Annotated in this window: 11 protein-coding genes; 5 read left to right on the top strand and 6 right to left on the bottom strand. The window is 70.8% G+C overall.

Translation table 11 applies throughout. From position 1 onward, the window contains the following. Nucleotides 1-41: 41 nt before the first annotated feature. The 4 genes from NL112_RS16885 to NL112_RS16870 all read right to left on the bottom strand — a co-directional run bounded on the left by NL112_RS16885 (nucleotide 42) and on the right by NL112_RS16870 (nucleotide 4,917). Nucleotides 42-1,871: an SLC13 family permease gene (locus NL112_RS16885; protein ID WP_255150022.1), complete on the bottom strand. Its 1,830-nt coding sequence runs from the start codon at nucleotides 1,869-1,871 to the stop codon at nucleotides 42-44. A gap of 46 nt (nucleotides 1,872-1,917) precedes the next feature. Then, nucleotides 1,918-2,253 carry a cupin domain-containing protein gene (locus tag NL112_RS16880; protein ID WP_255150021.1) on the bottom strand — a complete coding sequence of 112 codons (336 nt, stop codon included), beginning with the start codon at nucleotides 2,251-2,253 and terminating at the stop codon, nucleotides 1,918-1,920. A gap of 73 nt (nucleotides 2,254-2,326) precedes the next feature. Beyond that, the gene (locus tag NL112_RS16875) at nucleotides 2,327-3,730 is read right to left on the bottom strand and encodes a PAS domain S-box protein (protein ID WP_255150020.1); all 1,404 of its coding nucleotides are present in this window, start codon (nucleotides 3,728-3,730) and stop codon (nucleotides 2,327-2,329) included. A gap of 233 nt (nucleotides 3,731-3,963) precedes the next feature. After that, nucleotides 3,964-4,917, bottom strand: a complete 954-nt coding sequence (locus tag NL112_RS16870; protein ID WP_255150019.1) for a phosphotransferase family protein — start codon at nucleotides 4,915-4,917, stop codon at nucleotides 3,964-3,966. A 122-nt stretch (nucleotides 4,918-5,039) separates the two neighbouring features. On the opposite strand from NL112_RS16870, the gene thyA reads away from it, so the two are divergent. Genes thyA through NL112_RS16855 form a run of 3 tightly spaced genes read left to right on the top strand, consistent with a single transcriptional unit; the run spans nucleotide 5,040 to nucleotide 7,802 of the window. Continuing rightward, complete coding sequence (gene thyA / locus NL112_RS16865; RefSeq protein WP_255150018.1) at nucleotides 5,040-6,038, top strand: thymidylate synthase; 999 nt, start codon at nucleotides 5,040-5,042, stop codon at nucleotides 6,036-6,038. Then, entirely contained in the window at nucleotides 6,035-6,517 is a 483-nt protein-coding gene (locus NL112_RS16860) for a dihydrofolate reductase (RefSeq protein WP_255150017.1), read from the top strand. Before thyA ends, NL112_RS16860 begins: the two co-directional genes overlap by 4 nt. A 52-nt stretch (nucleotides 6,518-6,569) precedes the next feature. Further along, complete coding sequence (locus tag NL112_RS16855; RefSeq protein ID WP_255150016.1) at nucleotides 6,570-7,802, top strand: outer membrane protein assembly factor BamB family protein; 1,233 nt, start codon at nucleotides 6,570-6,572, stop codon at nucleotides 7,800-7,802. On the opposite strand, the gene NL112_RS16850 is transcribed toward NL112_RS16855, so the two are convergent. Together NL112_RS16850 and NL112_RS16845 are read right to left on the bottom strand one after the other, a co-directional pair. After that, the gene (locus NL112_RS16850; protein ID WP_255150015.1) at nucleotides 7,803-8,420 is read right to left on the bottom strand and encodes a hypothetical protein; all 618 of its coding nucleotides are present in this window, start codon (nucleotides 8,418-8,420) and stop codon (nucleotides 7,803-7,805) included. It abuts the gene before it with no gap. 1 nt (nucleotide 8,421) lies between these two features. After that, nucleotides 8,422-8,775 (bottom strand): DUF5518 domain-containing protein, encoded by a 354-nt coding sequence (locus NL112_RS16845; protein WP_255150014.1) that lies wholly within the window; start codon nucleotides 8,773-8,775, stop codon nucleotides 8,422-8,424. An 84-nt stretch (nucleotides 8,776-8,859) separates the two neighbouring features. Here NL112_RS16845 and NL112_RS16840 point away from each other — a divergent pair, with 84 nt between their 5' ends. Both NL112_RS16840 and NL112_RS16835 read left to right on the top strand, forming a co-directional pair. Then, nucleotides 8,860-11,910 carry an FAD-binding and (Fe-S)-binding domain-containing protein gene (locus tag NL112_RS16840; RefSeq protein WP_255150013.1) on the top strand — a complete coding sequence of 1,017 codons (3,051 nt, stop codon included), beginning with the start codon at nucleotides 8,860-8,862 and terminating at the stop codon, nucleotides 11,908-11,910. Between the two features lie 71 nt (nucleotides 11,911-11,981). Continuing rightward, on the top strand, nucleotides 11,982-13,106 hold the full coding sequence (locus NL112_RS16835) for a helix-turn-helix transcriptional regulator (protein ID WP_255150012.1): 1,125 nt from the start codon (nucleotides 11,982-11,984) through the stop codon (nucleotides 13,104-13,106). The last annotated feature ends 90 nt before the right edge of the window (nucleotides 13,107-13,196 follow it).

Raw genomic sequence — 13,196 nt, 5'->3', positions numbered from 1 at the left:
GGAGTCGTGCGACGCCGCGGCGTAAAAACCCCTGTCGGCGCTCAGACCCCGAACAGCACGGCGATACCGACCGGCACGACGACGGCAAGCAGGAGTTGGAGCGGCGCACCCACCCGCAGGTAGTCGGTGAACCGGTAGCCGCCGGGGCCGTACACCATCAGGTTCGTCTGGTAGCCGATGGGTGTGAGGAACGCGCCGCTGGCGGCGAACGTCACCGCCAGCAGGAGCGCGAACCCGTCGACGCCGACCCGGGCGGCGGTGTCGATGGCGATGGGGGCAAGCAGGACGACGCTGGCGACCGGCGTGATGACGCTCGCGGCGACGGCGGTGGCGAGATAGACGAGCGCGAGTGCCGCAACCGGCGGGAGCCCCGCGGCGGCGTCCCCGACGACGCTCGCTATCAGCGCGGAGCCGCCGGTCGCCTGCATCGCCACGCCCAGCGGGAGCAGGCCCGCAAGCAGGAACACGACGTTCCACGAGACGGCGTCGTACGCCTCGTTCGCGGACAGACAGTCGGTGGCGACCATCAGGACGACGCCTCCCAGCGCCGCGATGACGACCGGGAGCCAGCCCAGCGCCGCGACCACGAGCACGCCCCCGAGGATACCCAGCGCCAGCGGCGCCTTCTCGGAGAGAGGTGGCGGCCCGTCATCTCTGACCGGCGCTTGCAGGACGTCCGTGACGAGCAACTCCCCCTCGTCGGCGAAGTACTCGGCGTTGCGGGGCGTCGTCTGCAACAGGAGGGTGTCGCCGGATGCCAGCGTGAGGCTATCGAGTCCTCGGGTGATGGCCTTCCCCTCGCGGCGCACCGCCAGCACCGTCGTGTCGAACACGTTCTGGAGGCGAAGCGAGCCGAGCTTTCGGTCGACCCAGTCTGACTCCGGCGGGACGACGGCGGTCAGCAACTCGCCCGCGCGGTCGAGGTCGAGCGCCGTCACTTCCTCGCGTGGGAGCTGTCGGAGGTCGTACGCCTCAGCCAGCCGGTTGATGTCCTGGAGCGTCGACCGAACTACGAGCGTGTCCCCGGGGACGAGCATCTGGTCGCTCGTCGCCGCCAGCGCCGTCCCCTCGTCGGGGTTGGTGACGTGGATGAGATGGACGTCGAACGCCTCCGCGGCGCGGAACGCGGCGACGGCGTCGTCGGCGGGGAGCCCGACCAGCGGCGACCCATCGCGCACACGAAGGCGCCGAAGGTGGTCTCCGAGGTCGAAATCCGCCGGGTCGGCCCGCGGGATGACCCGGGCCGGCGTGAGTCGTCGACCGACCGTCAGCAGGTATGCCGTCCCGACGACGAGCACGACGACGCCCAACGGCGTCAACTCGAACATCCCGATGGGGCCACGGCCCGGCAACCCGCGGGCGAAGTCGGAGGCCAGCAGGTTCGTCGCCGTCCCGACGAGCGTGAGCGTCCCGCCAAGCATCGCGGCGTACGAAAGCGGGAGGAGTAGCTTCGACGGGGAGACGCCGGCGTCGTCGGCGAGTTCGCGTATCATCGGGATGAACACCGCGACGACGGGCGTGTTGTTGATGAACCCTGCCGTGACACCGGTCGTCCCGACGGTCGCACCGAGCAGGCGCCGCTCGTTCCCCCCGGTCACAGCCGCGAGGTACGTACCCAGTCGCTCGACGACGCCCGTCTTGCGGACGCCCTCGGAGAGCGCGTACATGGCGAGGATAGTGACCACGGCGGGGGACGCGAACCCCGCCAGAGCCGCCTCCAGCGGCACGCCCGTGTACGGCTGGAGGACGACGAGTGCCACGAGCACGCCGATGGCCGTCATGTCGGGTGCGAGTCGCTCGGTGACGAACAGCGTCAGCGCCAGCAGGATGAGCCCGAACACGACGACTGCGCCTGCCGTGACTGGCGGCATATCCGGGAATCGACCCCGGATAGCAAAAATCAGTGGGCCGGACGCGTCAGGGCGCCCCCGCGACGACGACCCGCAGCGGGGCGTCGCCGCGGTTGAACACCTGGCGTGTCGTGTGAGGGTCGACGCGGACCGCCTCGCCGTTGCCGAGCGTGACCGTCTCGTCGCCCACCTCGACGGTCAGTTCGCCCGCTACGACGAGGTACACCTCCTCGTGGTCGGTACCGTCGTGGTCGTGGCGTTTCCCCTTCCCGCCCGGTTCGAGTTCCAGAAGCGTCACGCCCACGTGTTCGCAGTCGAGTGCGTCCCGCAGGAACCACATCCCGCCCCACTCGTCGGGGACGACCGAGTCCACGTCCGCTGTGCCTGCCGTGTCGTATCCCATGGCACCGTCTCGGCGCGCGTGGGCAAAAACGCTCGGCTCACGGGTGAACCACGGGACTACGCGGCCGGAACGGTCACCGGTCGTCCAGCAGGTCCGCGCCGACGAACTCGAACCGTGCGCCCTCGTCGCTGTCGGCGACCCGGACGTCCCAGCCGTGGGCCTCGGCGATGCGCTGGACGATGGTGAGGCCGAACCCGGTGCCGCCGTCGGTCGTGTAGCTCGGTTCGAACAGGGTCCCGGGGTCGTCGACCGGGATGCCCGACCCGTCGTCGGCGACGTAGAAGCCGTCCGCGTCGGCGAGCGGGCCGGCTTCGACGCGCAGGTCCGATGCGGTCCCACCGTCGGGTGGGGCGTGCTCGGCGCAGTTGCGGAGCAGGTTCTCCAGCAACTGCGTCAGCCGGTCCGGGTCGGCCCGGAACTCGACGTCGGTCACCGACATGTCCCCGAGTTCCGGCGCCGCCGTCGTCTCCGCACGGTCGACCATCGCGGCCAGCGACACCGGTTGCACCTCCTCGTCGTCGAGAACGCGCCCCTCGCGAGCCAGCGCCAGCACGTCGTCGATGAGCCGCTCCATCTCCGCAAGCGCGTTCCTGACCGGCGCGACACGCTCGTCGCCCACCTCCTCCGCGAGGATGTCGAGGTGGCCCCCGGCGACGTTCAGCGGCCCGCGGAGGTCGTGGGAGACGACGGTGCCGAACTCGTCGAGCCGCTGTTTCTGCTCGCGGAGCTCCTGCTCCCGCTGTTTCGCCTCGGAGATGTCGCGCACGACACAGACGAGCCCACCGTCCGGGATGGTGGTCAGCGACACCGCCTGCGGGAACGTGGTGCCGTCCTTCCGGAGCCCGGTCGCCTCGCCGCGCCAGGCGCCGGTCGCCGCCAGTTGCGGAATCACCTCCGTCTCGAACCGCGCCCGTTCGTCCGCCCCGTAGCACATCCGCCAGGTGTCGCCGAGGAACTCGTCCGGTGAGTCGTAGCCGTACACCTCGGCGTGGGCGTCGTTGACGAACACGTACTCCTCGTCCTCGTCGAGGATGGACATGCCGTCGATAGAGGCGGACAGCGCCGCGGCCCGGCGTTCAGTCTCTCGTTCCTGTTTCTGCCGGTCGGTGATGTCGCGGGCGATGCCGACGCGACCGATGAACTGGCCGTCGTCGTCCGTGAGTTCGCTCGCCTGTATCTCGTGGGGGATGGTCCCGCCGTCGGCAGTCAGTATCTGCGCCTCGAACACGGCCTCACCGTCGCGCCGGGTCTCCGCGATGGCGTCCTGGAGCGTCGCCCTCTCGCCGTCCGCGACGAACTCCTCGGCGGGCTTCGACGCCAACTGGTCGCGGTCGTACCCGAGCTCTTCCTCGACCCGACGGTTCCAGAGGCGGAGATGGTTCTTCTCGTCGTACACGTACACGAGGTCGCGGCTGGCGTCGACGACCCGCTCCAACAGCGGCGCGGGGTCGCGGCCGTTGAACCCGGGGCCGTTCATGTGGCGGTCACCTCTCGGGATACGTCGACACCGACTACCGGCCCCGCTACCCCCGCCGGACGACGGTTCGGCGGCGACGCTCCCGACATCTCGGGCCCCGTTGCGCCGGGCGTCTCGATGGACCGACCGCGTCGATGGCTCTCGCCGTGGTCGTGCATCTGGTTATCGGACGGACCGCGGTGAGCAACTTAACTTGACAGCACGGTACTGCCGGCTCGTTATGGAGTCTCGGCTCACGTCAGCGCCTCGCGGGCCGCCCGGAGGCGCTCGTCGAACTCCTCGCGCACGTCGGCGGCGAGGTCGTCGGCCGGCGCCTCCGCCTCGGTCGACCAGTCGTCGAACGCCTGCGGGACGAGCAGATACGCGACCGCGCGATACAGCGGCCGCCATCGGTCGAGCCCCGGCGGCAGGGCGCCCGCCCGCTCGCGGTAGCCCTCGTGGAGCGCCTCGCGGAGCGCGGGCCGCTCGTCGTCAGTCACGTCGGGTTGTCCCGTCAGGTGGAACGTCGCGTCCGCGAGGTCGAACGCGGGGTCGCCGACGAGCGCCCGCTCCCAGTCGAGTAGGCCGCCGGGGTCGACGTGGACGTTCAGGCGACTGGCGTCGCCGTGGACAAGCGCAGGCCGCCCCTCGACGGTCGGGTCGACCTCGCGAATCAGGTCTGCGAGGCGGGGTGGCAGGCCACTGAACCGGTCGGCGAACCAGTCGTCGCCGCGCCACTCGACGGTCGCCGCGAGCGTCTCGGTCCACGTCTCGTCCGTCAGTTCGAGGCCGTCTGTGTCGCCTCCGACGACGCGTCCCGCCCGGTCGAATCGCGCCTCGTGGACGCCGGCGAGACTCTGGCCCGCTCGCCGGAGCAGTCGCTCGCGGTCCGCGCCGTCGGTCCACGGCTCGTTCAGCGCCGTCCCCGGGAGCGGTGCAGTGGCGAGATACGGCGGGTCGCCGGCGGGGTCGGCGGCCACGACGCTCGGAACACCGACCGGGCAGTTCTCGGCGGCGTACCGGGTCGCCGCCGTCTCGCGTTCGAGCCGCGTCGTCGTGTCGGTCGCCGTCTTCAGATACAGGGGGTCGGCGTCGGCGAACCGCACGCGGCCCGTCTCGTTGCCCGGGCGAGCGTTCCGTGACTCGATGGTCTCGACGCTCCGGTCGGGAAACGCCCGCGCTGTGGCCGCATGGAGGGGGTCGCTCATCGTCGTGCCCCGGTGGACGGAGAGGGGATTCATAGATGCTCGCTAAACGAGGGTTTAGCCGGCGGCGGGTGGCCCGTTCGCGGAACCTCTAAGGCCCCTCGCCCACCCTCTCGGAACGACCGATGCAGCAGTATCTCGACCTCGTCGCGGACGTACTCGAATCCGGGACGTACAAGCCGAACCGGACGGGCGTCGACACCGTGGCGGGGTTCTCGCACCACTACACGGTCGACCTCCAGCGTGGCTTCCCACTTCTCACCACGAAGACGCTCTCGGGCTACCGGTGGAACTCGCTCATCCACGAACTGCTCTGGTATCTCTCCGGCGAGGAGCACGTCAGGAATCTCCGCGAGGAGACGAAGATATGGGACGCGTGGGCCGACGAGAACGGACATCTCGACACCGCCTACGGCCGGTTCTGGCGGCGCTACCCCGTGCCCGACGACGAGGAACGGCTCCCGGGTGAGTCGTGGCCCGACGACGCCCACCGGTGGCTGAACGACGACGGCACGTTCGACCAACTGGCGTACGCCGTCGACCAGTTGCGCGAGAACCCCCGGTCGCGGCGCATCGTCGTGAACGCGTGGCATCCCGCCAACGCCGCCGTCTCGACGCTCCCGCCCTGCCACTACACGTTCGTGTTCAACGTACAGGGCGACCGGCTGAACACGCATCTCACCCAGCGGTCGGGCGACATCGCGCTCGGCGTCCCGTTCAACATCGCGGCGTACTCGCTTCTGACCCACGCCGTCGCCCAGCAGGTCGACCTTGAGGTGGGAGAGTTCGGCCACACGGTCGTCGACGCGCACGTCTACTGCGGCGAGGGAGAGCGCGGCGCGTGGTACGCGGACAACCTACCGGCTCTGCAGGAACGAATGAGTGCCGTCGAGGACCGCCGCGAGTACCGCGAGGTGCGCGAGTGGCTGGAGCGGGAGGCCCCCGAGGAACAGCGGGACGACTACGACCACGTCCCCGGCCTGTTGACGCAACTGTCGCGGGAGCCACGCGAACGGCCGACCGTCGAGGTGGCCGACAAGCCGCTGGACGACCTCGCCTACGAGGATTTCGAACTGTCGGGGTACGACCCCGCACCGGGCATCGAGTTCGCCGTCGCGGAATGACCCGGGTCACGCTCGTCGCCGCCGTCGCCGAGAACGGCGTTATCGGCGCCGACGGCGGGATGCCGTGGCACTACCCCGCGGACCTGAAACATTTCAAGGAGACGACGACCGGCCACGCGGTCGTGATGGGCCGCACGACGTACGAGTCCATCGTCGAGCGCCTCGGGGAACCGCTTCCCGACCGGCTGAACGTCGTGCTCTCCTCCAGGGACCTCGACCTTCCGGAGGGCGCGGTCCACGCGGGAAGCGTCGAGGAGGCGCTTGCGCTCGCGGCCGACTACGACGAGGAGGTGTTCGTCGTCGGTGGCGCGACAGTGTACGAGCAACTGCTCGACCGCGCCGACCGGCTCGTCCTCACCGAAATCCACGAGTCGCACGACGGCGACACCTACTTCCCCGACTGGGACCGCGACGCCTGGCGCGAACTGGAACGCGAGGACCGCGACGAGCTGTCGTTCGTCACCTACGAGCGGCGCTGACGCGAGCCGCCGGAGCGAAAGCCATTTCATCCGGTGGAGACACGCTGGGACGATGCCCTCCAGGCGCACGGTCCTTGGGAGCGGTGCGGCCGCCGCGACCGCGGCACTCGCCGGCTGTTCGGCGCTCGGTAGCGATGCGACCCGGCAGGTGTCGGCCGACTGGTCGCCCGCCGAGGGGACGTGGCCGCTCCCTCGGTTCGACCGGAGCGCGACCGCCCACGGAACCGCAAGCCCACCTGCGAACGACCCCGTCGAGCGCTGGCGAGTCGACGTCGAGGGGAGCGTCGAGTCGGTCGTCGCGGCCGCCGACCGCGTGTTCGTGCTGACGCTCGGTGACGACTCGAGGAGCCGCCTCTACTGTCTCGGGACGGACGGCACGCGCCGCTGGAGCGAGCGGTTCGGCGACCGTCGAATCCAGCATCTCGCGGCCGTCGACGGACGGCTGTACGCCTACGGGGATGCGGTCGTCGCGCTCTCCCCGTCGGGCGACCGCGAGTGGGTGAGCCAGTTCGACGACGGCGTCTGGCTCTCGACGCTGGTCGAACTCGACGGCGTCGTCTACGTCGCCTCGGCGTTCAACCGCGGCGTCCTCGCGGGCCTCCACGCCGACTCGGGCGACGTGCTGTGGCGGACCGACCCCGAGGAGCCGTCGGTGTCGCTGGCCGACGACCGCCTCTGTGGCACCCACGAGTTCGACGGCGTCACCCTCCGTGAGACCGACCGGGGGCTCGTGACGCGACTCGGCGGCGGCGCACCGCCGGTCGCACGGCGCCACCCGGTCGACCGCCGGCTGGTCGGCCCGCCCGCGGTCGCCGACGGCGTCGCCTACCTCGGCGGCATCTCGACGACGGTGGACGACGGCCCACCGACGGCGAGCGCGCTCGCGCTCGAGTCCGGCGAGACGCTGTGGACCGCCGAGGGCGCCGACGCCGAGACGGAACTGTTCGCGCCGACCGTCCTCGATGGTCGCGTCGCGTTCGAGGCGTTCGACGGCGACCCGCCGTTCGCCGGCCGCCTCGTCGCCGTCGACCGCACCACCGGCTCGGTCGACTGGGCGTGGAACCCGGACGGGCTCCCGGTGGAACCGGTCGCGGCCGACGGGCGCGTCTACGCCGTCGCGTCCGGGACGCTCGTCGGAATCGCGGCCGACGGCACGCGGCTGTTCGAGCGGACGGCGCGGGACGCCTTCTCGACCGACGTGGGCGACGGCGCGGTCGTGCCCGTCGGATCGGCGCTGGTCGTCGCCGGCGGTGGCGCGGTCAGGTCGTTCGTTGAGCGGGCGTAGCTACGGGTACAGGTACGCCGGCTCCGCGCTCCCCTCGACGGCGGTCCGGTGGTGCCACGCGAGGTAGTGGCGGACCGCCGGGTGAGCGGGCACGTCGAACACCAACTGGAGGCGCACGGCCTCGCCGGGGGCGAGCCCCTCGTACCACCGGAGCGGCCGGATCGTCGGCTCGTCGGCCGGTTGGTCGGCCCGCCGGAACGCCACCTCGCCGCGGAGCGCGTGGACGTGGTCGTGCGTCTCTCCGGCGACGCGGAGCCGGAACACCGAGTCGGGGAGCGCCTGCCGTCGCTCGTCGCCCCGGTTCGCCAGTCGGAACTCGTAGCCGACGAACCGGTCGCCGAACGGCTCGACCGTCGCGTGGCCGTCGTCCGTCTCGTAGCGGACGGCGTCGAGCGCGAACCACCGCTCGGCGGTGAGCGCGTGGCCGTCAGCGGCGACGGCGGTCGGCGAGAACGTCCGCGAGGGCGGGACGACGCCGGGGCTCGGGGTCGGCGTCCCCGTGTCGGTCGGTGAGGGCGTCCCCGTGTCGGTGGGTGTCGTCGAGTCGGTCGAACAGCCGGCGAGACAGGCGCCGGCCAGCACAGCGAGCACGCGGCGGCGAGCGTGCCCGGGTGGCATCTCAGAGTTCCTCTTTCAGGTACGCGCCGAGCGCACCGCCGAGCGCGCCCGCGCCGACGAAGTAGATGGCGGAGCCCACGACCACTACGAGGCCGAACACCAGCCCAAGCGCGCCGATTTCGGCCGGGACGAACGGGATGAACGCGGCGAACAGGAACAGCAACAGCAGCACCGGGACGAGCGCGATGAGCCCGGAGATGGCGCCGACGCGGGCGCCCTCTCCGAGGTCGGCCTCGTGGACCTGGAGATAGCCCGCGACCGCGCCACCGAGGACGGCGGCGGCGGGGAGCCACGACAGCAGTATCGAGACGGCGGCACCGATGGCGGCGTTCAGGAGGGTATCGTCTTCTGCCATGCCCCGGCGTGCGTCCCGCGGGCCTTTCGTTTTTTGGGGTCGCCGTGGCGTGCGTTTTTGGTGCGGGGCGCCGAACCCGCGGGCATGGCAACCGACGAGTCGGACCCGGCCGGCGACCCCCGGGCCGACTACGACTACACCGGCGAGTCGGTCGCACGGCCCGCTGTCGTCGCGGACCTCGACCCTCGCATCGACGGCGACGTGCGGTTCGACGAGTTCACCCGACAGCAGTACGCCACCGACGCTTCCGCCTACGAGGTGACGCCCGTCGGCGTCGTCTTTCCCCGGAACCGGGGCGACGTGGAGACGGCCGTCGCCTACTGTGCGGCCCGCGAACTCCCGGTGTTGCCCCGCGGCGGCGGCACCTCGCTTGCGGGACAGGCGGTCAACGAAGCGGTCGTCCTCGACTTCTCGCGGCACATGGACGGACTGGTGTCGGTCGACCCCGAGGCCGGCGAGGCGGTCGCCCAGCCCGGCGTCCGCCTCGGCGACCTGAACGCGGCGCTTGCCGACCACGGCCTGAAGTTCGCGCCCGACCCGGCGTGGGGCGACAAGTCGGTGCTCGGCGGCGCCATCGGCAACAACTCTACCGGGTCGCACTCGCTCGTGTACGGCAAGACCGACGCCTACATCGAGGAACTTGAGTGCGTGCTCGCGGACGGCTCCGTCGCGCGGTTCGGCGAGGTGACGGTCGACCAGCTCCGCGAGCGGGGCGACCGCGACGGACTGGAGGGGGACATCTACGCGTTCCTCGCCCGCGTCGTCGACGAGGAGACGGATACCATCCGGGACGCGTACCCCCACCTGAAGCGGAACGTCTCGGGCTACAACCTCGACCGGTTCGTCGAGGAGGCCCGCGAGGCACTCGGCGACTCGGAGCCGGCGAGCGATGGAATCGGGAGCGACCCGGGCACCGTGAACGTCGCCCGCCTGCTCGCCGGCTCGGAGGGAACGCTCGCCGTCGTCACCGAGGCCCGGGTGTCGCTGGAGCCGGTGCCAGAGACGAAGAGCGTCGCCCTGCTGGGCTATTCGGACCTCGTGACCGCGATGCGTGACGTCGAACCTATCCTCGACCACGACCCCTGTGCGGTGGAGGTGATGGACGAGGTGCTTCTGGACCTCGCGGCCGACACCCAGGAGTTCGGCCCCCTGGTGGAGTCGATGGTGCCGGACGGCGCGTCAGCGATGCTGCTCGTCGAGTTCTACGCCGAGGACGACGCGGACGGCCGCCGGCAGGTCGCGGCGATGCTCGCCGACCGCTACCCCGACGCCGACACCGCGGCCGACGCGGGCGCGGACGCGGTGACGACCGGAGCCCCCGTCCACGCCCTCTCCGCGGACGAGGCCCACGACGACGCCGAGCGCGAGCGGTTCTGGAAACTCCGGAAGGCCGGGCTTCCCATCCTCCTGTCGCGCACCTCCGACGCGAAGCACATCTCGTTCATCGAGGACACCGCGGTCCCGCCCGAGAACCTCCCCGAGTACGTCGCCGACTTCCAGGACGTCCTCGAAGCGAACGACACGTTCGCGTCGTTCTACGCCCACGCGGGGCCGGGCTGTCTCCACATCCGGCCGCTCGTCGACACCAAGACAGCCGACGGCGTCGAGCAGATGGAGGCCATAGCCGAAGCCGCGACGGACCTCGTCGTCGAGTACGGCGGCTCGGTGTCGGGCGAACACGGCGACGGCCGCGCCCGCACCCAGTGGAACCGGAAACTGTACGGTGACGAAGTGTTCGAGTTGTTCCGCGAGTTGAAGACGGCGTTCGACCCCGACTGGATACTCAACCCCGGGCAGGTGTGTGGCGACGTCGACATGACCGAGAACCTGCGGTTCGACCCCGACTACGAGTTCGACCTCGGACTCGACCCGGAACTGGAGTGGGACAACGAGAACGGCATGCAGGGGATGGTGGAACTCTGTCACGGCTGTGGCGGCTGTCGCGGACCTCAGGAGACGACCGGCGGCGTGATGTGTCCGACCTACCGCGCCGCCGAGGAGGAGTCGCTGTCCACCCGCGGCCGGGCGAACATGCTCCGGCAGGCGATGAGCGGCGACCTCGGCGCCGAGGTGACCGACGAGGAGTTCCGCCACGAGGTGATGGACCTCTGTATCGGCTGTAAGGGCTGTGCGAACGACTGCCCGAGCGAGGTGGACATGGCGAAACTGAAAGCCGAGGTGGAGCACGCACACATCCGGGAACACGGCGCGTCGGCCCGCGACCACCTGTTCGGCAACATCGATGCGGTCTCCCGGCTCGGGAGCCGACTCGCCCCGGTCTCGAACTGGCTCGCTCGACTCCCGGGTGCCGACTGGCTGGCCGAGCGCACCCTCGGCATCGCCCGCGAGGCGGAGCTACCGACGTTCGCGGGCAAGCCGTTCGCGGCGTGGTACGACGAGCGCGGCCCGGCCGTCGACCACGACGAGGCCGAGCGGACCGTGTTGTTGTTCCCCGACACCTACTCGAACTACGTCGACCCCTCGGTCGCGAAAGCCGCGGTCAGGGTGCTCGAAGCCGCGGACGTGCGCGTCGAGGTGCCAGCCGCCGGCCCCTCGGGGCGAGCGGCCCACTCGAAGGGCTTTCTCGGCGCGGCCCGCGAGCGCGCCCGGGAGAACGTCGAGGCGCTCGGCCCCCGCATCGAAGAGGGGTGGGACCTCGTGACGGTCGAGCCGTCCGACGCCGTGATGTTCCAGCGGGACTACCGCGACCTGCTGGGCGGGGAGGCGGAGCCGCTGGCGAGCAACGCCTACGGGCTCTGTGAGTATCTCGACCGATTCCGCCTCGACGACCGAATCGAGTGGGCCGCGCCGCCCACGTCGCTCACCTACCACGGCCACTGCCACCAGAAGGCGACGAAGAAGGACCACCACGCGGTCGGCGTCCTCCGGCGGGCGGGCTACGGCGTCGACCCGCTCGACTCCAGTTGCTGTGGGATGGCCGGCTCCTTCGGCTACGAGGCGGAACACCGCTCGATGAGCGCCGCCATCGCCGGGCGATTGCTCGACCAGATACGCGGGAGCGACGGCGAGCAGGTGGTCGCGCCCGGCGCGTCCTGCCGGACGCAGATTGCCGACCACGGCGACGCCGACGGCGTCCCTCATCCGGTGGAGGCGCTGGCCGCCGCCCTCGCGTAACGACGGTCGGCTGTCACGCGACGGGCGCGTTCAGGTGTTTTTTTATACGCTCCCGGTGGTGCTTCGCCCACATGGACCGGCTGGCGTCCGCCGCCCTCGTCATCGCTCTCCTCGTCGTCAGCGTCACGTCCGCGGCCGCTCCGGCGGCCGGTGACGACCCGCGCGCCTCGCTGACGACCCAGGGGGAGTTCGACGAGGTGGAGTTCCACATCACAGTCTACGAGAACGCATCCGCACGGTGGACGTTCCAGTACCGGCGCACGCTCGCCAACGAGTCCGAGCGCCAGCAGTTCGAGGCGTTCGCCGACCGCTTCAACGGCAACGAGACGGAACTCTACCGGGACTTCGTCAGCCGTGCCGAGCAGTTGACGGCCAGGGGCACGAACGTCACCGGCCGCGAGATGGAGGCGCGCGGCTTCTCGAAGCGGGCGTACACGACCGGCACCGGCGTCGAGGACAACCTCGGGGTCGTCCGGATGTCGTTCCGCTGGACGGCGTTCGCCGCCAGCGACGGCGACAGCCTGGTCGTCGGCGACGTGTTCCAGGACGGCCTCTACATCGGCCCCGACCAGAAGTTCGTCGTCGAGGAGGGACCGAACCTGAGGATAACGAGCGCCCAGCCGGACCCCTCCTCGACGTCCTCGGACGCGGTGACGTGGGAGGGGGAACGCTCGTTCAACGACGAACGGCCGCGGGTGACGTTCGGGCCGGCCGACGCCACCACCGGCACCACGGCCGACAGCCCGTCGGTCACCGACTCGTCGACGCCGGGCGCCGGCAACGGTCCCGACGGACTGCTCCCGGTGTTCGCGCTCCTGGCGCTGGTCGCGCTGGGCGGTGGCGCCGCGTACGCGTACCGGTCGGGGGCCCTCGGCGGGGGCACGGCCACGACCGACACCGGCGACGACGGGGGCGGCGGTGCCGCGGCGTCGAACCCCGAACCCGCCATCAGCGACGAGGAACTGCTCTCCGACGAGGACCGCGTGATGCGGATGCTCGAGGAGCGTGGCGGCCGCATGAAACAGGTCAACATCGTCGAGGAGACCGGCTGGTCGAAATCGAAGGTGTCGATGCTTCTGTCGGACATGGAAGACGAGGGGGAGATATCGAAGCTCCGGGTCGGCCGCGAGAACATCGTCTCCATCGCCGGCCAGGAGCCCGACGCCGCCGGCTCCCCGTTCGAGGACGACGAGTGACGCCACTCAAGCCTGTCTTTTAGCTACCCGCGGACCTAACTGGCGGCCGGAAGAACGGCAGGTATGTTCAGGCGGACGAGTCGGAGGTGT

Origin of the sequence: Halorarius halobius (genome assembly GCF_024298865.1) — an archaeon.
GTDB lineage: Archaea > Halobacteriota > Halobacteria > Halobacteriales > Haloarculaceae > Halorarius > Halorarius halobius.
Note: the sequence above shows the minus strand (reverse complement) of the source record. Positions and strands in the feature narration are given on the sequence as shown.

Excerpts from the sequence above, each read along its gene's own strand:
- NL112_RS16885 (WP_255150022.1), bottom strand. The coding sequence starts at position 1,871 with ATGCCGCCAGTCACGGCAGGCGCAGTCGTCGTGTTCGGGCTCATCCTG.
- NL112_RS16880 (WP_255150021.1), bottom strand. The coding sequence starts at position 2,253 with ATGGGATACGACACGGCAGGCACAGCGGACGTGGACTCGGTCGTCCCC.
- NL112_RS16875 (WP_255150020.1), bottom strand. The coding sequence starts at position 3,730 with ATGAACGGCCCCGGGTTCAACGGCCGCGACCCCGCGCCGCTGTTGGAG.
- NL112_RS16870 (WP_255150019.1), bottom strand. The coding sequence starts at position 4,917 with ATGAGCGACCCCCTCCATGCGGCCACAGCGCGGGCGTTTCCCGACCGG.
- thyA (WP_255150018.1), top strand. The coding sequence starts at position 5,040 with ATGCAGCAGTATCTCGACCTCGTCGCGGACGTACTCGAATCCGGGACG.
- NL112_RS16860 (WP_255150017.1), top strand. The coding sequence starts at position 6,035 with ATGACCCGGGTCACGCTCGTCGCCGCCGTCGCCGAGAACGGCGTTATC.
- NL112_RS16855 (WP_255150016.1), top strand. The coding sequence starts at position 6,570 with ATGCCCTCCAGGCGCACGGTCCTTGGGAGCGGTGCGGCCGCCGCGACC.
- NL112_RS16850 (WP_255150015.1), bottom strand. The coding sequence starts at position 8,420 with ATGCCACCCGGGCACGCTCGCCGCCGCGTGCTCGCTGTGCTGGCCGGC.
- NL112_RS16845 (WP_255150014.1), bottom strand. The coding sequence starts at position 8,775 with ATGGCAGAAGACGATACCCTCCTGAACGCCGCCATCGGTGCCGCCGTC.
- NL112_RS16840 (WP_255150013.1), top strand. The coding sequence starts at position 8,860 with ATGGCAACCGACGAGTCGGACCCGGCCGGCGACCCCCGGGCCGACTAC.
- NL112_RS16835 (WP_255150012.1), top strand. The coding sequence starts at position 11,982 with ATGGACCGGCTGGCGTCCGCCGCCCTCGTCATCGCTCTCCTCGTCGTC.